At 50.7% G+C, this 22,239-nt stretch carries 18 protein-coding genes and 2 tRNA genes; 13 read left to right on the forward strand and 7 right to left on the reverse strand.

Annotated elements, in window-relative coordinates:
* Positions 1–43 precede the first annotated feature (43 nt).
* Complete coding sequence (locus COO59_RS03120) at positions 44–1,960, forward strand: DNA topoisomerase III (RefSeq protein ID WP_103058392.1); 1,917 nt, start codon at positions 44–46, stop codon at positions 1,958–1,960.
* A complete protein-coding gene (locus COO59_RS03125; protein WP_103058393.1) occupies positions 1,960–2,268 on the forward strand; it encodes a YnjH family protein in 309 nt (102 codons plus the stop codon). The genes COO59_RS03120 and COO59_RS03125 overlap by 1 nt, the downstream gene beginning before the upstream one ends.
* 37 nt (positions 2,269–2,305) lie before the next feature.
* Here COO59_RS03125 and xthA read toward each other — a convergent pair whose 3' ends face one another.
* The 5 genes from xthA to COO59_RS03150 form a co-directional block, all read right to left on the reverse strand.
* Positions 2,306–3,109: an exodeoxyribonuclease III gene (gene xthA, locus COO59_RS03130; protein WP_103058394.1), complete on the reverse strand. Its 804-nt coding sequence runs from the start codon at positions 3,107–3,109 to the stop codon at positions 2,306–2,308.
* A 101-nt stretch (positions 3,110–3,210) separates the two neighbouring features.
* Positions 3,211–3,295, reverse strand: a tRNA-Tyr gene (locus COO59_RS03135).
* A 125-nt stretch (positions 3,296–3,420) separates the two neighbouring features.
* A tRNA-Tyr gene (locus COO59_RS03140) sits at positions 3,421–3,505 on the reverse strand.
* A 149-nt stretch (positions 3,506–3,654) separates the two neighbouring features.
* Entirely contained in the window at positions 3,655–4,503 is an 849-nt protein-coding gene (purU, locus tag COO59_RS03145) for a formyltetrahydrofolate deformylase (protein WP_103058395.1), read from the reverse strand.
* A gap of 53 nt (positions 4,504–4,556) precedes the next feature.
* Positions 4,557–5,015: a YchJ family protein gene (locus COO59_RS03150; RefSeq protein ID WP_103058396.1), complete on the reverse strand. Its 459-nt coding sequence runs from the start codon at positions 5,013–5,015 to the stop codon at positions 4,557–4,559.
* Positions 5,016–5,124: 109 nt separating this feature from the next.
* Between COO59_RS03150 and rssA the strand changes: the two genes are divergently transcribed.
* From rssA to COO59_RS03175, 5 genes are all read left to right on the forward strand, one after another.
* The gene (rssA, locus tag COO59_RS03155; RefSeq protein ID WP_103058397.1) at positions 5,125–6,024 is read left to right on the forward strand and encodes a patatin-like phospholipase RssA; all 900 of its coding nucleotides are present in this window, start codon (positions 5,125–5,127) and stop codon (positions 6,022–6,024) included.
* Between the two features lie 100 nt (positions 6,025–6,124).
* Complete coding sequence (gene rssB, locus COO59_RS03160; RefSeq protein WP_103058398.1) at positions 6,125–7,138, forward strand: two-component system response regulator RssB; 1,014 nt, start codon at positions 6,125–6,127, stop codon at positions 7,136–7,138.
* A gap of 194 nt (positions 7,139–7,332) precedes the next feature.
* Entirely contained in the window at positions 7,333–8,241 is a 909-nt protein-coding gene (gene galU, locus COO59_RS03165) for a UTP--glucose-1-phosphate uridylyltransferase GalU (protein WP_103058399.1), read from the forward strand.
* A gap of 24 nt (positions 8,242–8,265) precedes the next feature.
* The gene (locus COO59_RS03170) at positions 8,266–9,606 is read left to right on the forward strand and encodes a UDP-glucose dehydrogenase family protein (RefSeq protein ID WP_103058400.1); all 1,341 of its coding nucleotides are present in this window, start codon (positions 8,266–8,268) and stop codon (positions 9,604–9,606) included.
* Between the two features lie 14 nt (positions 9,607–9,620).
* A complete protein-coding gene (locus tag COO59_RS03175; protein ID WP_103058401.1) occupies positions 9,621–10,625 on the forward strand; it encodes an NAD-dependent epimerase in 1,005 nt (334 codons plus the stop codon).
* Between the two features lie 132 nt (positions 10,626–10,757).
* Here the strand turns inward: COO59_RS03175 and hns are convergent, their stop codons facing one another.
* Positions 10,758–11,165: a histone-like nucleoid-structuring protein H-NS gene (gene hns / locus COO59_RS03180; protein ID WP_085071573.1), complete on the reverse strand. Its 408-nt coding sequence runs from the start codon at positions 11,163–11,165 to the stop codon at positions 10,758–10,760.
* A 512-nt stretch (positions 11,166–11,677) separates the two neighbouring features.
* On the opposite strand from hns, the gene tdk reads away from it, so the two are divergent.
* Positions 11,678–12,283 (forward strand): thymidine kinase, encoded by a 606-nt coding sequence (tdk, locus tag COO59_RS03185; RefSeq protein ID WP_103058402.1) that lies wholly within the window; start codon positions 11,678–11,680, stop codon positions 12,281–12,283.
* Positions 12,284–12,441: 158 nt separating this feature from the next.
* Here tdk and adhE read toward each other — a convergent pair whose 3' ends face one another.
* Positions 12,442–15,129, reverse strand: coding sequence for a bifunctional acetaldehyde-CoA/alcohol dehydrogenase (adhE, locus tag COO59_RS03190; RefSeq protein ID WP_103058403.1), 2,688 nt, complete (start codon positions 15,127–15,129; stop codon positions 12,442–12,444).
* 475 nt (positions 15,130–15,604) lie between these two features.
* Here adhE and COO59_RS03195 point away from each other — a divergent pair, with 475 nt between their 5' ends.
* The 5 genes from COO59_RS03195 (at position 15,605) to oppC (ending at position 22,238) form a co-directional block, all read left to right on the forward strand.
* Entirely contained in the window at positions 15,605–16,252 is a 648-nt protein-coding gene (locus COO59_RS03195; RefSeq protein ID WP_103058404.1) for a YchE family NAAT transporter, read from the forward strand.
* Positions 16,253–16,915: 663 nt separating this feature from the next.
* Positions 16,916–18,502: an ABC transporter substrate-binding protein gene (locus tag COO59_RS03200; RefSeq protein WP_103058697.1), complete on the forward strand. Its 1,587-nt coding sequence runs from the start codon at positions 16,916–16,918 to the stop codon at positions 18,500–18,502.
* 166 nt (positions 18,503–18,668) lie between these two features.
* Entirely contained in the window at positions 18,669–20,306 is a 1,638-nt protein-coding gene (oppA, locus tag COO59_RS03205; RefSeq protein ID WP_103058405.1) for an oligopeptide ABC transporter substrate-binding protein OppA, read from the forward strand.
* 88 nt (positions 20,307–20,394) lie between these two features.
* Entirely contained in the window at positions 20,395–21,315 is a 921-nt protein-coding gene (gene oppB, locus COO59_RS03210; RefSeq protein ID WP_103058406.1) for an oligopeptide ABC transporter permease OppB, read from the forward strand.
* A gap of 14 nt (positions 21,316–21,329) precedes the next feature.
* Entirely contained in the window at positions 21,330–22,238 is a 909-nt protein-coding gene (oppC, locus tag COO59_RS03215) for an oligopeptide ABC transporter permease OppC (RefSeq protein ID WP_103058407.1), read from the forward strand.
* The last annotated feature ends 1 nt before the right edge of the window (position 22,239 follow it).

Below are 22,239 nucleotides of genomic sequence, written 5' to 3' on the forward strand. Positions count from 1 at the left end.
CCGGCGTTCTACTATCTTGTCTTAAGAGAGCTTTGCCCCATTAATGCGCCTGTTTATTGCTGAAAAGCCAAGCCTGGCCCGCGCCATTGCCGATGTGCTGCCGAAGCCGCATCGTCGTGGTGATGGTTATATCGCCTGTGGAAACGATCAGATGGTTACCTGGTGCGTGGGGCACCTGTTAGAACAGGCCCAGCCCGACAGCTATGACAGCCGCTATGCGCGCTGGTCATTGGCTGACCTGCCTATCGTGCCGGAGAAATGGCGTCTGCAGCCGCGTCCTTCCGTGGCGAAACAGCTAAACGTAATTAAAAAACTGCTGGAACAGGCTGATGAAGTGATCCACGCCGGCGACCCCGATCGCGAAGGGCAGCTGCTGGTGGATGAAGTGCTGGATTATCTGGCGCTGCCCGCCGCCAAACGAGAGAACGTTCAGCGCTGCCTGATTAACGATCTCAATCCCCAGGCCGTAGAGCGCGCCATTAACCGTCTCCGGCAAAATAAAGAGTTTATTCCGCTGTGCGTATCGGCGCTGGCGCGCGCGCGCGCTGACTGGCTATACGGCATCAATATGACCCGCGCCTGGACCCTGCTGGGCCGAAATGCGGGTTACGATGGCGTCCTGTCGGTAGGGCGCGTACAGACGCCGGTATTGGGGCTGGTTGTGCGGCGCGATGAAGATATCGAGAACTTTATACCGAAAGATTATTTTGAGGTAAAAGCGCATATCGTCACGCCAAAAGAAGAGCGATTTGTGGCGCTCTGGCAGCCCAGCGATGCCTGCGAACCCTGGCAGGATGAAGAGGGAAGGCTGCTGTATCGTCCGTTGGCGGAACATGTGCTGGCGCGCATCGGCGGCCAGCCCGCGCGGGTGACCGGCTATCAGGATAAGCGGGAAAACGATACCGCGCCGCTGCCGTTCTCACTCTCCAGCCTGCAGATTGAAGCGGCCAGACGTTTCGGCCTGAGCGCCCAGACGGTGCTGGATACCTGTCAGCGTCTGTACGAAACCCATAAGCTGATTACCTATCCGCGCTCCGACAGCCGTTATCTGCCGGATGAGCATTTCGCTGGACGCCATGCGGTATTAAACGCGATTAGCGTCCATCAGCCGGAGATGAAAACCCCGGCTGATTTTGATACCAACCGTAAAAATCGCTGCTGGGATGATAAAAAGGTGGATGCTCACCATGCCATCATTCCAACTGCTCGCAGCAGCGCCATACGTCTGACCGATAATGAAGCCAGTATTTACGGACTGATTGCACGTCAGTATCTGATGCAGTTTTGCCCGGATGCGGTTTACCGTAAATGCGTCATTGAGCTGGATATAGCTGGCGGCAAGTTTATCGCCAAAGCGCGTTTTCTCGCCGAGGCGGGCTGGCGTGCGCTGCTGGGCAGTAAAGAGCGGGATGAAGAGAATGACGGTACGCCGCTGCCGGTAGTGGCGAAGGGCGACGAGCTGCTGTGTGAAAAAGGGGAAATCGCGGCAAAACAAACGCAGCCGCCGCGTCCGTTTACCGATGCAACGCTGTTATCCGCCATGACCGGCATTGCCCGCTTTGTGCAGGATAAAGATTTAAAGAAAATCCTGCGTGCGACCGATGGTTTAGGAACGGAAGCGACACGGGCCGGCATTATTGAGCTGCTGTTCCGGCGCGCATTCCTGATCAAGAAGGGCCGTTATATTCACGCGACCGAAGCGGGCAGGGCGTTAATCCACTCTCTGCCGGAAATGGCCGCGCGTCCCGATATGACGGCTCAGTGGGAATCGACGCTGACGAAAATCAGTGAAAAAGCCTGTCGCTATCAGGATTTTATGCAGCCGCTGGTCGCGACGCTGCATGACCTGATTGCGCTGGCGCGTCAGCAAAGCTCGGCGCGCGCCTTTCGGGGCGTAGCGGCACCCGCCGGGAACCATAAACGTCGTACGAAAAAGGCGAAGGCAAAGGAGACTGAATAATGAAGCTGGTATGGGGAGTCATGCTGGCGTTGCTGTTAAGCACGGCAGCGCAGGCACAACGGCATGATTATAACAGCGGCAATAATCAGAGCGGTATGAACAGCGATGTGGTGGTCGATATGCCGCCGGAAGTCTGGACGCAGGGACAAAACCGCTCGCAGAATCCGCCCTGTTTGCGTTGCTGTATCTATGAAAATCGTAGCTATACCGAGGGCGCGGTGGTTAAGGCGGAAGGGGTGCTGCTTCAGTGCGTACGCGATGAAAAATCGCTGGGCACGAATAACCTGATCTGGCGTATCGTGAAATAAAAACGGGCGTTGCGATAATCGTCGCAACGCCTGCTGTTTAAAGCCTGAACTCAGCCCAAATCGGAGCGTGATCGGACGGCTTTTCCATACCACGGATCTGGTAGTCAATGCCGGTATCGATACAGCGCTCTGCCAGCGTTCGCGTGGCCAGCAGCAGATCGATACGCAGACCACGATTATCATCAAAACCTTTCGAGCGGTAATCAAACCAGGAAAAGCGATCGGCGCAGTCAGGGTTAGCGGCGCGCCAGGTATCGACCAGCCCCCAGTTAAGCAAACGATCCATCCATTCCCGCTCTTCCGGCAGGAAAGAACATTTACCGGTACGTAGCCAGCGCTTGCGGCTATCTTCACCGATACCAATATCCAGATCGCTGCTGCTGATATTCATATCGCCCATAATTAAAACGCGATCGTCCGCCGTCAGGCGGGTTTCCAGATAGCTTTGCAGATCGCGGTAAAATTTTTCCTTCGCCGGGAATTTTGTCGGATGGTCGCGGCTTTCGCCCTGCGGGAAGTAGCCGTTAATCACGGTAATATTTCCGGACGGCGCGGGGATTTGCGCGATAATCAGACGGCGCTGCGCCTCTTCATCATCAGGAAAACCACGCTGAACCATAAGCGGCATCTCACGCGTCAACAGGGCTACGCCGTAATGGCTTTTCTGTCCATGATAAAAGACGTGATAACCCAGCTTGCTGACATCTTCCAGCGGAAACATATCATCATGAACCTTGGTTTCCTGCAGACCGATGACGTCAGGATTATGCTGCTGAATAAGGGCTTCAAGCTGATGAGGGCGAGCACGTAGCCCATTGATATTAAATGAGATGAATTTCATATTGCCGTAACTGCGCTGTAAAAAGATGGCAGGATGTTAACAGAGATATATTGATGATGACAGCGTGCAAATGGGTTTTAAAAAGGAGAGACAGGTAAGGATGGTGGTGGGAGAAGGATTCGAACCTTCGAAGTCTGTGACGGCAGATTTACAGTCTGCTCCCTTTGGCCGCTCGGGAATCCCACCAGATAAAACAGGTCAATGATAATTGTCGCTTTCGGCATTCAGTCACGCACGGTGACGCCAGACTTGTTCATAAAACTTACCGGCAATGCCGGTTGGCTTTACGCCTCTGCTATAAAACAGAAGAGTGGTGGTGGGAGAAGGATTCGAACCTTCGAAGTCTGTGACGGCAGATTTACAGTCTGCTCCCTTTGGCCGCTCGGGAATCCCACCACGGGTCAGGACAATATTGCCTGAAAGCGGGGCGCATCATAACAAATGAAACGATGCTGTAAAGCGCCCCAGGAAAAAAAGCGGTTCGTTCGCCGTTTTTTTACCCACGCCGCCGGTTTGTTGAACAACCGGCGCCGTCAAAGCTTAACCTACAGAATAATCGTGCGATTGCCATAAACAAAAACGCGTTGTCCCAGCACTTTATACAGCGCCCGACTTAACACATTTTTTTCTACGTCGCGTCCCGCACGCATCATCTCTTCCGCCGTGTAGCTGTGATCAACGTTAATCACGTCCTGCATGATGATCGGGCCTTCATCCAGGTTGTCATTTACGTAGTGCGCGGTAGCGCCGATAATTTTCACCCCGCGTTCATACGCCTGGTGATAAGGACGCGCGCCAATAAATGCCGGCAGGAACGAGTGATGAATATTAATAATCTGATTCGGGTAACGTTGCACAAAGGCTGGCGTCAGTACGCGCATATATTTTGCCAGCACCACATAATCAGGTTGATAGCAATCGATCTGCTCCGCCATCTTATTATCATGCTCTTCACGCGTCAGGCCTTCGTGACTAACAAGAACGAAAGGTATATCGAAACGCTCAACCAGCGAACGCAGCGTATCGTGATTGCCAATAACCGCGGCAATTTCCATATCCAGCCCGCCGAAAGCGCTTTTCATCAGTAAGTCGCCAAGGCAGTGCGCCTCTTTGGTCACCAAAATGACCACGCGACGTCGTCCGGCGCATTGCAGCTCACGTACCGAACCCTGTGGGAGCGCGCTATCAAGATCCGCCAACAGCGTCGTATCGTTAAAAATCCCTTCCAGTTCGGTGCGCATAAAAAAGCGCCCGGTGCGATGATCGACAAACTCATTGTTTTGCACGATGTTGAGCTCGTGCTTGTAGCAAATATTAGTGATCTTAGCGATAAGGCCCTTGGCGTCAGGGCAAATAGTTCGTAGTACTTTACGTTGTAAATTCTGCGCTTGCATGAGTTATCAATCCTGTCGAAGCGGGATAGCAGTGAATCTGAACGGCACCAGCATTACTGGCCGCAACACTTTTTGTATTTTTTTTCGGAGCCACAGGGACAGCGGTCATTACGACCCACCTGTGGTGCGGTTCCGTCAATATAGTACCAGCGTTGATCCTCGCGGACAAAGCGCGAGCGTTCATAAACGGCCCCTGAACGATCGTTTTCGCTATAACGCGCAAAAAATGTCACATAAGCTTCATTAACATGGGTGCCAGCCTCGCAGGCGACAATTCTCAGACCTTGCCAGACGGTCTGAGAAAAACTTTCAGATAATGCCTGGCGCAGTTGGGGAGAGCGGTGCGTACTGTGCCAGCTCGCCAGTAAATAATCGACGTCATGCCGGGAGTACGCCGTATAGCGCGAGCGCATCAGGGCTTCCGGGCTGGGAGGGATTTGCTCGCCACTTAGATAGCGGCCGCAACATAGGCTATACTGCAATCCGCTGCAGCATGGGCAATTTTCAGACACGTAGACTCCAGGTTTTGCAACAACAGGGCGAAAGACGTTATTTTACGTTATGTTATCTGACCCTGGCGCTTAACGCCATTCAGTGAAAAGGGGTTAAAACAGGAATGCAATGAGACAGGTAAAGTTAGGACTGGCGTTAGGTTCAGGCGCTGCCAAAGGATGGGCGCATATCGGCGTGATTGATGCATTGTTGCGCGCGGGGATCCGTATTGATGTTATTGCCGGCTGCTCTGTTGGCGCGTTGGTTGGCGCCGCCTGTGCGACCGACCGTTTGCCGCTGTTGGAAAAGTGGGTAAGATCGTTTGGCTACTGGGATGTGATTCGGTTGATGGATTTTTCATGGCAGCGGGGTGGTTTACTGCGAGGCAATCGCGTATTTAACCACATTCGTCATTTAATGCCTGATGAGTCTATCGAACAGTGTCATATTCGTTTTGGCGCGGTAGCCACTAACCTGAGCACCGGACGAGAGCTGTGGTTAACCGAAGGCGATTTGCATCAGGCAGTACGCGCCTCCTGCAGTATGCCGGGCCTGCTGCCGCCGGTCAGGCATAACGGCTATTGGCTGGTGGATGGCGCGGTGATGAATCCCGTACCGGTATCCCTTACCAGAGCGCTGGGGGCGGATATTATTATCGCCGTGGATTTACAGCACGATGCGCATCTTATGCAGCAGGATCTGTTCTCTGCCACACCCACGCAAAACATGCTGGAGGAATCCATAACCTGGCGCAGCAGACTGCGTCAACGTTTGGCACAACATTTAACACAGCGTCGTACCTCTCTTTCGCCTGGCGCGCTGGAGATTATGACAACCTCAATTCAGGTACTTGAAAATCGCCTGAAGCGTCACCGCATGGCGGGGGACCCGCCGGATGTATTAATACAGCCTTATTGTCCCCAGATCAGTACGCTTGATTTTCATCGTGCAGAGGAAGCGATTGCAGCCGGAAGAGCTGCGGTTGAGAAAAAAATGGATGAATTATTACCGTTAGTACGAAGCCGGTAATGAAAATGGGTCAATCACACATGTTACTTCAGGCAATTCTGACAGGCACAAGTGCGTTTTTTGAACCACTATTGAGTTATCTGGCTTATGGGGGAAAACAATGGAAAAACCATTAAACGGAAAACAGATCCTGATCGTGGAGGATGAAGTTGTTTTCCGCTCCCTGCTGGAAAATTTCTTATATTCGCTTGGCGCTACACTCCTGGTCGCCAGCGATGGTCTTGATGCTATCGAAACGTTGCGCTTCCATCAGCCCGACTTGCTGATTTGCGATTTAGAAATGCCCCGTATGAATGGCATCAAGTTAGTGGAACATTTACGCACCCACGGCAATCAAGTTCCCATTTTGGTCATTTCTGCTACCGAGCAGATGTCCGATATTGCACATGTCCTGCGTCTTGGCGTACAGGATGTGCTGCTCAAACCGATCAAAGATATGGAGCGCCTGCGCGAGGCGGTCTATGAGTGTCTTTATCCCTCAATGTTTACTTCCCAGGTTGAAGAAGAAGAACAGCTGTTTCAGGACTGGGATGCGCTGGTCAGCGATCCGAATGCGGCCGCCAAGCTGCTCAAGCAGCTACAGCCGCCGGTGCAGCAGGTTATCGCCAACTGCCGGATGAACTATCGCCAGCTTACTATGGCGGAACAGCCTGGGCTGGTCCTGGACATCGCTGCTTTATCCGATAAAGATCTGGCGTTTTACTGCCTGGACGTCACGCGCGCCGGGGATAATGGCGTGCTGGCTGCGCTACTGTTACGCGCGTTATTCAACGGGCTGTTGCAGGAGCAGCTTTCCGGGCAAAAACAGCGCTTACCTGAATTAAGCAGCGTGCTTAAACAGGTTAATTTGTTATTGCGTCAGGCAAATCTTAAAGGGCAGTTTCCATTATTAGTCGGGTATTATCATCAAACGTATAAAAACCTGATTTTGGTTTCGGCCGGCTTAAACGCAACGCTGAACATTAGCGGACAAGAAATACAACTTAGAAACGGTGTGCCTTTAGGCACGATGGGGAGTACATATCTCAACCAAATTAACCAGCAGGGCGATGCCTGGCAATGTCAGGTATGGGGGAATGGAGGACGGCTGCGGCTGATGCTGTCGCCTGAATAATAAGCGAATGCTTTTTATTTTTGCGCTGCACCGACAGTGGTTAGTATAAGTTTTACCCTTGGGTAATAATCTTAATTTCGCCAGAAAGAAGTTATCCAGGATAAATCCGGCGCTCCTGAACTGATATACTCGTTTCGTTTTTTAAATCGACATATCAAGTATTAACTTGAACGGCCTATAAGAGAGGTATCTTAATGTCTGCCTATAAGTCAAAAGTAAAAAAAGCGGTAATCCCTGTTGCCGGTTTAGGGACGCGCATGCTGCCCGCAACCAAAGCCATTCCGAAGGAAATGTTGCCGCTGGTTGATAAGCCGTTAATTCAGTATGTCGTTAACGAATGTATCGCTGCCGGGATTAATGAGATTGTGCTGGTTACACACTCCTCAAAAAACTCGATTGAAAACCATTTTGATACCAGTTTTGAACTAGAGGCGATGCTGGAGAAACGCGTTAAGCGTCAGCTGCTGGATGAAATTCAGTCTATTTGTCCGCCGCACGTCACCATTATGCAGGTGCGTCAGGGCATCGCAAAAGGCCTGGGCCACGCGGTAATGTGCGCGCATCCGCTGATTGGCGATGAGCCGGTTGCGGTTATTCTGCCCGACGTCATTATCGATGAGTATGAATCTAACCCGACCAAAGATAACCTTGCAGACATGCTGAACCGTTTCGACGAAAGCGGCCGTAGCCAGATTATGGTTGAGCCGGTAGCGGACGTTACCGCTTACGGCGTGGTCGATTGCCAGGGTGCTGAACTGCAGCCGGGTGACAGCGCGCCGATGGTTGGCGTAGTAGAAAAACCGAAGGCGGACGAAGCGCCGTCCAATCTGGCCGTCGTCGGTCGTTATGTTCTTTCCGCCGATATTTGGCCGCTGCTGGCGAAAACCCCTCCGGGCGCAGGCGGTGAAGTTCAGCTGACCGATTCCATTGCCATGCTGATGGAAAAAGAAACGGTTGAAGCTTATCACCTGAAAGGCGTCAGCCATGACTGCGGCAACAAGCTGGGTTATATGCAGGCTTTCGTTGAGTATGGCCTGCGTCATCCGTCACTGGGCAGCGATTTTAAACAGTGGCTGAACGATACAGTTGAAAATAAAAAGTAATTCACACAGCAACAGGATAACGCAATGAAAGTCACCGTATTTGGTATCGGCTATGTGGGTCTGGTTCAGGCTGCGGTATTGGCCGAAGTCGGACATGACGTTCTTTGTATTGATGTCGACGCAAACAAAGTCGAAAATCTGAAGAAAGGGATCATTCCCATTTATGAGCCAGGCCTGACGCCGCTGGTTAAGCAAAACTATGAAGCGGGTCGGCTGAACTTTACTACCAATGCCGAAGAGGGCGTTAAGCATGGCGTAATGCAGTTTATCGCCGTGGGAACGCCGCCGGACGAGGATGGCTCTGCCGATCTGAAATATGTTACTGCGGTAGCGCGCACCATTGCTCAACATATGGATGAGCATAAAGTGGTGCTGGATAAATCTACCGTACCGGTTGGAACGGCCGATCGCGTTCGTAGCGTAATGCAGGAAACCCTGAGCGCACGTGGGCTGGATCTGACCTTTGATGTGGTCTCTAACCCAGAGTTCCTGAAGGAAGGGGCGGCGGTAAGCGACTGTATGCGTCCTGAGCGTATCGTAGTCGGAACGGATAACGAGGAAGTCGTTGAGCTGCTGCGCGAGCTGTATGAGCCGTTTAACCGCAATCACGATCGTCTGATCCTGATGGATATTCGTAGCGCTGAGTTGACCAAGTATGCGGCAAACTGCATGCTGGCGACCAAAATCAGCTTTATGAATGAAATATCGAACCTGGCGGAGCGCCTGGGCGCGGATATTGAGAAAGTGCGTCAGGGTATTGGTTCAGATCCCCGTATTGGCTATCACTTTATTTATCCCGGCTGCGGCTACGGCGGTTCCTGCTTCCCGAAAGATGTGCAGGCGCTGATCCGTACGGCGGAAACCATTGGCTATAAGCCACGTCTGCTGCAGGCGGTGGAAGCGGTCAATGACGATCAGAAAATGAAGCTGCCTGGCTTTATCAAACGCCATTTCGGTGAAGATCTTAAGGGGAAAACCTTTGCGCTGTGGGGGCTGTCATTTAAACCCAACACCGACGATATGCGTGAAGCTTCCAGCCGCGTGCTGATGGAAACGCTGTGGGCTGCAGGCGCAACGGTACAGGCTTTTGACCCGGAAGCGATGGATGAAGCTCAGCGCATCTATGGTCACCGTGCGGATCTGAAGCTGATGGGGACAAAAGAAGCTGCTCTGCAAGGTGCGGACGCGCTGGTTATTTGTACCGAATGGCAAAACTTCCGCGCGCCGGACTTCGATGTTATTAAAAATGCCTTAAAACAACCCGTGATTTTTGATGGTCGTAACCTGTATGATCCAGAAAGAATTAGCAAACGCGGTTTTGTTTATTATGCAATTGGCCGCGGAGCGTCTATTCAAATTGCATAATTAATGAGGTAAATATGAACTATCTGGTTACCGGCGCGGCAGGGTTTATTGGTTTTCACGTTACCCAACGCCTTCTGTCGGCCGGTCACCAGGTTGTCGGGCTCGACAACCTGAACGATTATTATGATGTAAACCTTAAACGTGCCCGCCTTAATCAAATCACTTCTTCTGATTTTACTTTTGTCGAAGGCGATTTATCCGATCGAGATGCAATAGCTTCACTGTTTGCACAGCAGCGTTTCCAGCGTGTTATTCATCTGGGCGCGCAGGCAGGGGTTCGTTATTCTATTGATAATCCGCACGCTTATGCAGATGCCAATCTGACGGGGCACCTTAATATTCTCGAAGGCTGTCGTCATCATAAAATTGAGCATTTGCTGTACGCTTCTTCCAGCTCTGTTTACGGCCTGAACCGTAAAATGCCATTTTCTACCGACGATAGCGTAGACCATCCGGTTTCGCTTTATGCGGCGACGAAAAAAGCGAATGAGCTGATGTCTCATACCTATTCGCATCTGTATGGCATCCCGACTACCGGTCTGCGCTTCTTTACCGTCTACGGACCGTGGGGACGCCCGGATATGGCCCTGTTTAAATTCACCCAAGCTATTATCGCGGGTGAAAGTATTGACGTTTATAACAATGGCGAAATGCGCAGAGACTTTACTTATATCGATGATATAACCGAGTCAATTTTTCGCCTGCAGGATGTGATACCGCAAAAGGATCCTGACTGGACGGTTGAGACGGGTTCGCCTGCCACCAGTTCTGCGCCTTACCGCGTCTATAATATTGGAAATAGCCAGCCGGTTACCTTAATGGCTTATATAGAGGCGCTGGAAAAAGCGTTGGGAACAGAAGCGCAGAAAAATATGCTGCCGATGCAGCCGGGCGATGTGCTGGAAACCAGCGCGGATACCCAGGCGCTGTTCGACGTGATCGGATTTAAACCGCAAACGGGCGTAGAAGAGGGCATCAAACGCTTTGTCGAGTGGTATCGGGCTTTTTATAAAGTCTGATGAGAGTGAATAAAAAAAGGAAGCCGGTGGCTTCCTTTTTTTTGGGTGTGGCCTGGCGTGACAAATACGACAAAAAGACCAATAAAAAACCCCATAATGAAATGGGGTTAAGAGAAGCACCCTGAACAGGAATTACAGCAGAAAATCATCCAGCTGCTTGCCTTCCTCTTCAATGGCTTTCTTGATTACCGCAGGAGTACGGCCCTGGCCAGTCCAGGTTTTGCTTTCGCCATTTTCATCAACGTATTTATATTTAGCCGGACGCGCAGCGCGCTTGGCTTTGCCGCTTGTTTTAGTTGCTGCCATAGTTTGCAGCAGTTCATTTGGGTCAATGCCATCGGCAATCAGCATTTCACGGTACTGTTGAAGTTTACGCGTGCGCTCTTCAATTTCAGCCTGCGCCTGACTTTCTTCTTCGCGGCGCTCATTAACAACGACTTCCAGCTTTTCCAGCATTTCTTCCAGAGTTTCCAGAGTACATTCTCTGGCCTGGGCGCGCAGTGTACGGATGTTGTTCAGAATTTTAAGTGCTTCGCTCATTGTCCTAATCTCAAAATATATTGGGTGGGAGAAATGTTCTGCCTGATAATAATAGAGGTGGAAAATAGGAACTGCAATAGTTAATTTTGTAAGAAATTCACAAAGTCTTATTAAAGTGAGATTTGCATAACGCAATTGACGGAAAGTTATAGTTGTCTCAGGCGAAAATAAGCAAGACGCATTAAAGTCTATACTTAAACAGCCTTAGGCTTACAGGGGATTATCTGTTCAGCTTAGCGCTTAAAATCATCGCATAACCTAAAGAGAAAGCTTCATTACGCTTAAAGCGCTAAGGTTCGGAGCGGGTAAAAAAGGGCCATAATAAGAACCTGGATTGAGGTTTTATCATTTAATGCCACGGTTCAACTTTATGCGTCAGCGGCAGATAAGGTTAAACAAGCGCCGCGGTTAAAGAAGATAAACATATTGCAGGTTATCCCGCCGGGGCTGCTGACGCTATGATACAATCGTCCCCGTTTTTTTGTTTAACCCTTTTGGCGGAGTTCAGCCCTATGGCTCAGCTTTATTTCTATTACTCGGCGATGAATGCCGGGAAAACCACCGCATTGTTGCAGTCTTCTTATAATTATCAGGAAAGGGGCATGCGGACTTTGGTCTGGACGGCAGAGATAGACGATCGCTTTGGCAGCGGTAAAGTAAGTTCACGCATCGGCCTTTCGTCACCGGCTAAATTGTTTAACAATCAGACTTTACTGATGCATGAAATTACTGAAGAACATGAAAAAAAGCCGGTGCACTGCATACTTGTTGATGAATGCCAATTTCTTACGCGTGATCAGGTTCGAGAACTTTCTGATGTAGTCGATTATCTGGATATACCCGTATTGTGTTATGGCTTGCGTACTGATTTCCGTGGTGAATTATTTAGCGGAAGCCAGTATTTATTAGCCTGGGCCGATAAGCTCATCGAATTAAAAACCATTTGCCATTGCGGCCGCAAGGCGGGCATGGTGCTGCGTCTGGATAGCGAAGGTAAACCTTATGCCGAAGGCGAGCAGGTAGTTATCGGCGGTAATGAGCGCTATGTGTCCGTGTGCCGTAAGCATTATAAGGAGACGCTTGCTAAAGGCTTTTTACAGCCCAATGAGCGCTGTTAACAGGGGATGACAGCGCGCGTGCAACTAAACGCGGCACGGCGGCTTACAGACCGATTTAGGTAGGGAGTGAAAAGGCATATTTCAGACAGGGCTGGAGAATTTCTGTTTACCGCAGAGATAAAAAAACCCGCCGCAGCGGGTTTTTTGTTGTCTGGCAATCAGACTTTTTTGGCTTTTTTCTCTACTTTAGCGGCTTTGACCGGCTGAGCGTCGAGCGCTTCAGAGACGGACTCAAAGGGTTCTGCATATTCGCGGCCGTAGAACGTATCAAGCATGATCTGTTTCAGTTCAGCAATCAGCGGATAACGTGGGTTAGCGCCGGTACACTGATCATCAAATGCATCATCAGCTAGCTTATCGACTTTCGCCAGGAAGTCAGCTTCCTGAACGCCCGCCTCGCGGATAGATTTCGGAATGCCCAGCTGCGCTTTCATATCTTCCAGCCACGCCAGCAGTTTTTCAATTTTCTGCGCGGTGCGGTCGCCAGCAGCGCTCAGACCGAGGTGGTCGGCGATTTCTGCATAACGGCGGCGAGCCTGCGGGCGATCGTACTGGCTGAACGCTGTCTGTTTGGTCGGATTGTCATTGGCGTTGTAGCGAATAACATTCGAGATCAGCAGGGCATTAGCCAGACCGTGCGGAATATGGAACTCTGAACCCAGTTTGTGAGCCATAGAGTGACATACGCCGAGGAAAGCATTCGCGAAAGCGATACCGGCAATGGTTGCGGCGTTATGAACGCGTTCACGCGCCACCGGATTTTTTGCGCCGTCGCGATAGCTGTCTGCCAGATTAGCTTTCAACAGCTTAAGCGCCTGCAGCGCCTGGCCATCTGAGTATTCATTGGCCAGCACGGAGACATAGGCTTCCAGCGCATGGGTTACCGCATCGAGACCACCGAAAGCGGCCAGCGATTTCGGCATATTCATGACGAGGTTAGCATCCACGATAGCCATATCCGGCGTCAGCGCATAATCAGCCAGCGGATATTTTTGGCCGGTAGCGTCATCGGTAACGACCGCAAACGGCGTTACTTCAGAACCGGTACCTGAGGTGGTGGTCACCGCAATCAGTTTCGCCTTCACGCCCATTTTCGGGAATTTATAGATACGTTTACGAATATCCATAAAGCGCAGAGCCAGCTCTTCGAAATGGGTTTCAGGATGTTCGTACATTACCCACATGATTTTGGCCGCATCCATCGGAGAACCGCCGCCAAGGGCAATAATGACATCCGGTTTGAAGGAGTGCATCTGTTCTGCCCCTTTGCGAACGATGCTCAGCGTAGGATCGGCTTCTACTTCAAAGAAAATCTCGGTTTCGACGCCGTGTGATTTCAGTACAGAAGTAATCTGATCGGCATAACCGTTATTGAACAGGAAGCGGTCAGTAACAATAAAGGCGCGTTTTGCCCCGTCGGTAGCCACCTCTTCCAGCGCAATAGGCAGGGAACCGCGGCGGAAATAAATAGATTTAGGAAGTTTGTGCCACAACATATTCTCAGCTCGCTTGGCCACGGTTTTCTTATTGATAAGATGTTTAGGACCGACGTTTTCAGAAATAGAGTTGCCGCCCCATGAACCGCAGCCCAGCGTCAGAGAAGGCGCCAGTTTAAAGTTATACAGGTCGCCAATGCCGCCCTGTGAAGCCGGAGTATTAATCAGGATGCGCGCGGTTTTCATTTTGTCGCCAAAGTAATTTACGCGCTCATGCTGATTATCCTGATCGGTATAAAGGCAAGAGGTATGACCGATACCGCCCATAGCGACCAGTTTCTCGGCTTTAGCGACTGCCTGCTCGAAATTTTCCGCGCGATACATCGCCAGCGTTGGCGAAAGTTTTTCATGGGCGAAAGGTTCAGATTCGTCCACCAGTTTTACTTCGCCAACCAAGATTTTGGTGCTTGCCGGTACGTTGATGCCTGCCATTTCGGCAATTTTCACTGCCGGCTGACCAACGATTGCAGCATTAAGCCCGCCGTTTTTCAGGATGATATCCTGCACCGCTTTCAGCTCTGCTCCCTGCAGCATGTAACCGCCGTGGCTGGCGAAACGCGCACGTACCGCATCATAAACCGCATCCACAACGATAACGGACTGCTCTGAAGCACAAATTACGCCATTATCGAAGGTTTTTGACATCAGAATAGAAGCAACGGCGCGCTTAATATCAGCGGTTTCGTCAATGACCACCGGGGTATTGCCCGCGCCAACGCCGATAGCGGGTTTACCAGAACTGTATGCTGCTTTCACCATGCCCGGTCCGCCGGTCGCCAGGATCAGGTTAATGTCCGGATGATGCATCAGTTGATTAGACAGTTCGACGGAAGGCTGATCGATCCAGCCGATAATATCTTTCGGCGCACCGGCGGCGATGGCAGCTTGCAACACAATATCCGCTGCTTTATTGGTTGCGTCTTTAGCGCGCGGATGCGGAGAGAAGATAATACCGTTACGGGTTTTAAGGCTGATCAGTGCCTTAAAGATAGCGGTTGAGGTTGGGTTAGTGGTAGGAACGATACCGCAAATCAGGCCGGTGGGTTCAGCGATAGTAATGGTGCCGAAAGTTTCGTCGGTTGCCAGAATGCCGCAGGTTTTTTCATCTTTATAGGCGTTGTAAATATATTCTGAAGCGAAGTGGTTTTTAATCACTTTATCTTCCACAATACCCATTCCAGATTCTGCTACCGCCATTTTTGCCAGCGGAATACGCGCGTCGGCAGCAGCCAGCGCGGCGGCGCGGAAAATTTTATCAACCTGCTCTTGAGTGAAATTGGCGTATTCGCGCTGTGCTTGTTTTACACGTTCAACAAGTGCGTTAAGTTCAGCGACATTGGTAACGGCCATAATGCTCTCCTGATGGAAGTTAAACTCTATTAGTAAACAAGCCTGGTTGGCAATGCGGCATTACGCTTTACGGAACGTGCAAATAACGCGTTTTGCGCTTTACTTACTCCATGCAGTTTACTGAAAGAGTTTCTATGGCGAAGGCGCTGATAAGCTACAGCGCGACTCGTTATCAATTCCTTTTGATGGGGGTCAGCTTACCTGGATCGAGGTAGATGCTTGTTGATTTAGATCAATATTCCTTAAAGCTGACACCTTTCAGCTTGTTTATTTTTTGACCGCAATCATGTTTTAGCTAATCTACTGTAACAGCGAAAGATTTTCGCATCACAGACTAAACAATTTGTTAACAATAGTTTTTGCGCCTGTTTTCAAACGCAAGTTAAGCTTTTTGTTCTGGTGTTATCCGCTGGAAAGCGGGTGATATTTACTTTAAATTAGGGCGGTTTTCATTGGCGCATTTGCGGAGTAGTTTGTGAATACCCTTGCACTGGATCTGTCTGGCTATATTAAATTTTTTGTTGGCCTGTTTGCGCTGGTGAACCCCATCGGCATTATTCCTGTTTTTATCAGCATGACCAGCTATCAGCCGGCGGCTGAAAGGAACAGAACGAACCTGACGGCGAACCTTGCCGTGGCGATCATCCTCTGGACCTCGCTGTTTCTGGGCGATGCCATTCTGCATATATTTGGCATCTCCATCGATTCTTTCCGTATCGCGGGCGGCATCCTGGTGGTGACCATCGCGATGTCGATGATTAGCGGCAAGCTGGGCGAAGATAAGCAGAATAAACAGGAAAAATCAGAAACGGCGGTGCGCGAAAGTATCGGCGTCGTGCCGCTGGCATTGCCCTTAATGGCCGGTCCGGGCGCTATCAGCTCGACCATCGTCTGGAGCACGCGCTATCACAGCTGGATAAACCTGTTGGCCTTTAGCGTCGCCATTGCGCTATTTGCCTTTTGCTGTTGGCTGCTGTTTCGCGCCGCTCCGGTTATGGTGCGGGTGCTGGGACAAACCGGCATTAACGTCATCACGCGTATCATGGGGTTATTACTGATGGCGCTGGGCATCGAATTTATTGTCACCGGTCTCAAAGCGAGCTTCCCTGGTCTGCTGAGTTAATCTCTCCACACCGATGTATTCGTTACATCGGTTATTACCTTTCATTCTTCTTCGCCGCGCGACTTAATTTTCTTGTCGAATCACTTTTTTGCCCTGATCTGGTGCATTTGCGCAGATTCTTGCACGGTTACGGTGCCTCTATTCATGTCGCTTAATGATGCCTGACAATTATTAGTTTATCTGCTGATTTTTCATCGTCTTTCCTTTTTTCGTACAAAAATGTGATTATTTTCACATCAGGTTGCTGCGTTATTTTTTTCTTTTAAAAGGCTTTTATCAGGCGTTTCGCTCAGGGTATAGATGATCACACTATGTGAAGCATTTGTTATGATTTTTTGCTTGTTTTCCAGGCGATTACCTTATTTAGCGGCGGTCTATGGCAAGCCATAAGATATTTTATTATTTAATATCAAAAAGATATATCATAATTCATCGGTAAAAATAACGCTTCCGTGTTATGAGCGATCATGATAAAAGAGAAATAGATAACATTTTTACTATTTGTTTTTGGCGCAAGAAAAATTCATCTGTTAACTTCCGGTTAAAGATTTTTCTGTCCCCAGCAAAGTGAGAACGGATTTTGCTTTACAGCCTGTGGGTTACTCTTTAAGAGCAAAAGGGTTTATGAATTCAGCAATCCATCAACGTTATGGCAAAGCCGCAATGACCGTTTTCCTGGCTTTGCTTTGTAATGCCCAGGCCGCCAGCGTGCCGCCCACAGTACAGTTAGCTCAGGATCAAACTATTACCATTAATAACGGTACTGAAGTCGCCTCGCTGGATCCGCATAAAACGGAAGGGGTGCCGGAAAGCGATGTGATTACCAATTTGCTGGAAGGGCTGATTTCAACTGATAACCTCGGCCATCTGGTGCCTGGTGTTGCGCAGCAGTGGCAGCAGCACAATAACGTCTGGACATTTACCCTGCGCCCGAATGCCCGCTGGAGCAATGGCGACCCGGTAACGGCAGCGGATTTTGTTTACAGCTGGCAACGGCTGGTGGATCCGAAAACGGCTTCGCCCTACGCCAGTTTTCTGCAGTATGCGCATATCCTCAACATCGATGAGATTATTACAGGCAAGAAACCGCCCTCAGCGTTGGGAGTGAAAGCGCTGGATGACCACCATCTGCAGGTTACGCTGAGTCAGCCGGTACCTTACTTTACGACGATGCTGGAGCATACCGCGCTGAAGCCGGTTCATCGTCAGAGCATCGAGCAGTGGGGAGACAAATGGACGCGCCCGGAACATTACGTCGGCAACGGCGCTTATACGCTGAACAGCTGGGTGGTTAATGAAAAAATTACGCTGCAGCGAAATCCGCAATATTGGGATAATGCGCATACGGTAATTGAAACGGCCACCTTTTTGCCGATAAGCTCGGAAACCAGCGATGTCAACCGCTATCGTAGCGGCGGAATTGATATTACCAACAGCGCTATTCCTCCCGAACTGTTTCCGATGTTAAAAAAAGCGTTGGGCGCGCAGGTTCATGTCAGTCCTTATCTTTGCACCTTTTATTATGAATTGAATAACCAGCGTCCGCCGTTTAACGATGCGCGCGTGCGTGCGGCGGTTAAATTAACGCTGGATCGCCAAATCATTGCTGAAAAAATCATGGGGCAAGGGCAAATTCCCGCCTTTGGCTTCACGCCGCCTTATATTAACGGTGCCAGGTTTACCGCGCCGGCCTGGTTTAATCAGACGCAGGCTGAACGCAACGCCACAGCAAAACAGCTGTTGGCAGCGGCGGGCTACAGTGCGCAAAAGCCGCTGTCGTTTACTTTGTTGTATAACACCTCCGATCAAAATAAAAAGCAGGCCATCGCCGCCGCGTCGATGTGGAAAAAAAACCTCGGCGCTAACGTCACGCTGCAGAATCAGGAATGGAAGACCATGCTGAATACGCGGCATGAAGGGAATTACGATGTGGCGCGCGCTACCTGGTGTTCTGACTATAACGAACCTTCGACGTTTCTTAATATGCTGCTGAGCGACTCTTCAACCAATACCGGTTTTTATCGCAGCCCGGCGTTTGATGCGTTGATGGCGAAGTCGCTCGTGGCCGACGATGCGCAGCGCGCCGGATTATATCAACAGGCGGAAGCGCAGCTGGATAACGATTCGGCTCTGGTGCCGGTCTATTACCGCGTCAGCGTGCGGCTGGTTAAACCCTGGGTTGGCGGCTACACCGGCAAAGATCCGCAGGATCGACAGAACATTAAGTATTACTACATAACCAAACATTAATTCGCTGCCCGATAGATCGGTGACGGGCGGTAGATGATGGCAGCCCCAAGAAACAGGGAGCAAACCCTGTCCGACTTCAGGTTCCGAGGTTCGCGACAGGTAACCCGTACAGCGGGGGAAAGCCGCAGGTTCACGCCTCGGCAATTATAAAAAAACTGGAGTAAACATGACCAACATCACAAAAAAAAGCCTGGCGGCGCTTGGCGTTATGGCGGCGCTGGGCGCTTTAGCAAACAGCGCGCTGGCGGCCAATGTTCCGGCTGGCGTTCAGCTGGCGGAAAAACAGGAGCTAATCAGAGGCAACGGCGCCGAGCTGCAGTCGCTCGATCCTCATAAAGTGGAAGGGGTGCCGGAAGCCTATGTGAGCCGCGATCTGTATGAAGGGCTGGCGATTACCGACGCCGATGGCAAAATTCAGCCGGGCGTGGCGGAAAGCTGGGAGAGTAAAGAGGGCGGTAAAGTCTGGATCTTCCATCTGCGTAAAAATGTGAAATGGTCAAACGGCGAGCCGTTAACCGCGAACGATTTTGTCTACAGCTGGCGTCGTCTGGCCGATCCTAAAACCGCATCGCCCTATGCCAGCTACCTGCAGTACGGCCACCTGCTAAACGTGGATGATATTATCGCGGGTAAAAAGTCGCCGGACACGCTTGGGATTAAAGCCATTGATGACCAGACGCTGGAAGTCACGCTGAGCGAAGCGGTGCCTTATTTTTCTAAGCTGATTATTCATCATTCTATGTCGCCAGTTTATAAGCCCGTCATTGAAAAATTTGGCGATAAGTGGACGCAGCCGGAAAACTTTGTCGGCAACGGCGCATTTAAAGTGAAAGAGTGGGTGATTAACGAACGCCTGGTTTTAGAGCGCAACCCGCAATACTGGGATAACGCCCATACCGTGCTGAATAAAGTCACCTTCCTGCCTATCTCTTCAGAAGTAACGGATACTAACCGCTATCGCAGCGGCGGCAGCGATATGACCTATAACTATTTGCCGATTGAGCTGTATCAGAAACTGAAAAAAGAGATCCCGCAGGAAATTCATGCCGATCCTTATCTCTGCACCTACTACTACGAAATTAATAACCAGAAGCCACCGTTTAACGATCCGCGCGTGCGTACCGCGCTGAAGCTGGGTATCGATCGCGACATTATCGTGAATAAGGTAAAAGCGCAGGGCGAAGATCCCGCCTGGAGCTATACGCCGCCGTTCACCGACGGTATTACCATGACCAAACCGGAGTGGATGAACTGGACCCAGCAGAAACGCAATGAAGAAGCGAAAAAACTGCTGGCCGAAGCGGGCTACACGGCGGATAAGCCGCTCTCATTCAGTCTGCTGTATAACACCTCCGATCTGCATAAAAAGCTGGCGATCGCCGCCGCTTCTATCTGGAAGAAAAATCTGGGTGTCGATGTGAAGCTGCAGAACCAGGAGTGGAAAACCTTCCTTGATACGCGTCACCAGGGCAACTTTGATGTCGCACGCGCCGGCTGGTGTGCCGACTACAACGAACCCACCAGCTTCCTGAATACCATGCTCTCTAACAGCAGCAACAATACCGCGCACTATAAGAGCCCGGAGTTCGATAAGCTGTTGGCGCAGGCGTTAAGCGCGAAAGATGAGGCGACGCGAGGCCAGCTCTATGGCGAAGCGGAGAAGGTGCTGGATAAAGATTCCGCTATCGTGCCGATCTACTACTACAAAAACCTGCGTCTGGTGAAACCTTACGTCGGCGGCTATACCGGCAAAGATCCGCTGGATAATTCGCACGATAAAGATCTGTATATCATCAAACATTAATGCAGGCTTCCGGGTGGCCTCAGGCCGCCCATGTTGAGCAATATGGCTTCAGCTATCCGGCTGAAGCCAGATTCATCAGGTACGAGCAATGTTAAAGTTCATCCTGCGTCGCTGCCTTGAAGCAATTCCGACGCTATTTATTCTGGTCACTATCTCTTTCTTTATGATGCGCCTGGCGCCCGGTAGTCCTTTTACCGGCGAACGCACCTTAACGCCGGAAGTGATGGCGAATATCGAAGCGAAATATCATTTAAACGATCCGATGTGGAAGCAGTATGCCGACTATTTAAAGCAGCTGGCGCACGGTGATTTTGGCCCCTCGTTTAAATATAAGGATTATACCGTTAATGATTTAGTGGCTGGTTCGTTCCCGGTTTCCGCTAAGCTCGGCGCGGCCGCCTTTATTTTTGCCGTGCTGCTGGGCGTAACGGCAGGCGTCATCGCCGCATTAAATCAAAACAGTAAATGGGATTACGTTGTTATGAGCGTAGCGATGACCGGCGTGGTGATACCGAGCTTTGTTGTCGCGCCGCTGCTGGTCTTAGTATTTTCCATTACGCTGAAATGGTTGCCCGGCGGCGGCTGGAACGGGGGCGAACTTAAATTTATGATCTTGCCGATGGTGGCGCTTTCATTGGCCTATATCGCCAGTATTGCGCGTATTACGCGTGGTTCGATGATTGAAGTTATGCATTCCAATTTTATCCGTACCGCCCGTGCGAAAGGGCTGTCGACGCGGCGTATTGTATTACGCCACGCCTTAAAGCCTGCGCTGCTGCCGGTGCTTTCTTATCTTGGCCCCGCCTTTGTTGGCATTATTACCGGCTCGATGGTTATCGAAACTATTTACGGGTTACCGGGAATTGGTCAGCTGTTTGTTAATGGCGCGCTTAACCGTGATTACTCACTGGTACTGAGCCTGACTATTTTAGTCGGCACGCTGACTATTGTGTTTAACGCCATCGTTGACGTGCTGTATGCCGTTATCGATCCGAAAATTCGTTATTAATACCGGGGCTCGCCATGATTTTGAGTAAGAAAAATAGCGAATCTCTTGATACGTTCAGTGAAAAACTGGAAGTGGAAGGGCGCAGTTTGTGGCAGGACGCGCGTCGTCGTTTTATACATAACCGTGCGGCGTTGCTCAGCCTGTTTATTTTACTGCTGATCGCGCTGTTTGTGATTATCGCGCCCTGGGTTTCCCCCTTTGCCTATGATGATACCGACTGGGCAATGATGTCCGCCGCGCCGGATATGGTGTCAGGTCATTATTTTGGCACCGACTCCTCCGGGCGCGATCTGTTAGTGCGCGTGGCGATTGGCGGGCGCATCTCGCTGATGGTCGGCATTGCGGCCGCGCTGGTGGCGGTGGTGGTCGGCACCCTGTATGGCACGCTGGCAGGCTATCTGGGCGGAAAAACAGATTCCGTCATGATGCGCCTGCTGGAAATCCTCAATTCCTTTCCGTTTATGTTTTTTGTGATCCTGCTGGTGACCTTTTTTGGTCAAAACATCCTGCTGATCTTTGTCGCCATCGGCATGGTTTCCTGGCTCGATATGGCGCGTATTGTGCGCGGGCAGACGTTAAGCCTGAAGCGTAAGGAATATATTGAGGCAGCTCAGGTTGGCGGCGTCTCTACCATCCAGATTGTTCTGCGCCATATCGTGCCTAACGTGCTGGGGGTGGTGGTGGTTTACGCCTCACTGCTGGTGCCGGGCATGATCCTGTTTGAATCTTTCCTCAGCTTCCTTGGACTTGGAACCCAGGAACCGCTCAGCAGCTGGGGCGCCTTGCTTAGCGACGGCGCCAACTCGATGGAGGTATCGCCCTGGCTGTTGCTTTTTCCGGCTGGTTTTTTGGTGATTACCCTGTTTTGTTTCAACTTTATCGGCGATGGCCTGCGTGATGCCCTCGACCCGAAAGATCGGTAAG

It is taken from the genome of Mixta theicola (genome assembly GCF_002895925.1).
GTDB classification, from domain to species: Bacteria; Pseudomonadota; Gammaproteobacteria; order Enterobacterales; family Enterobacteriaceae; genus Mixta; species Mixta theicola.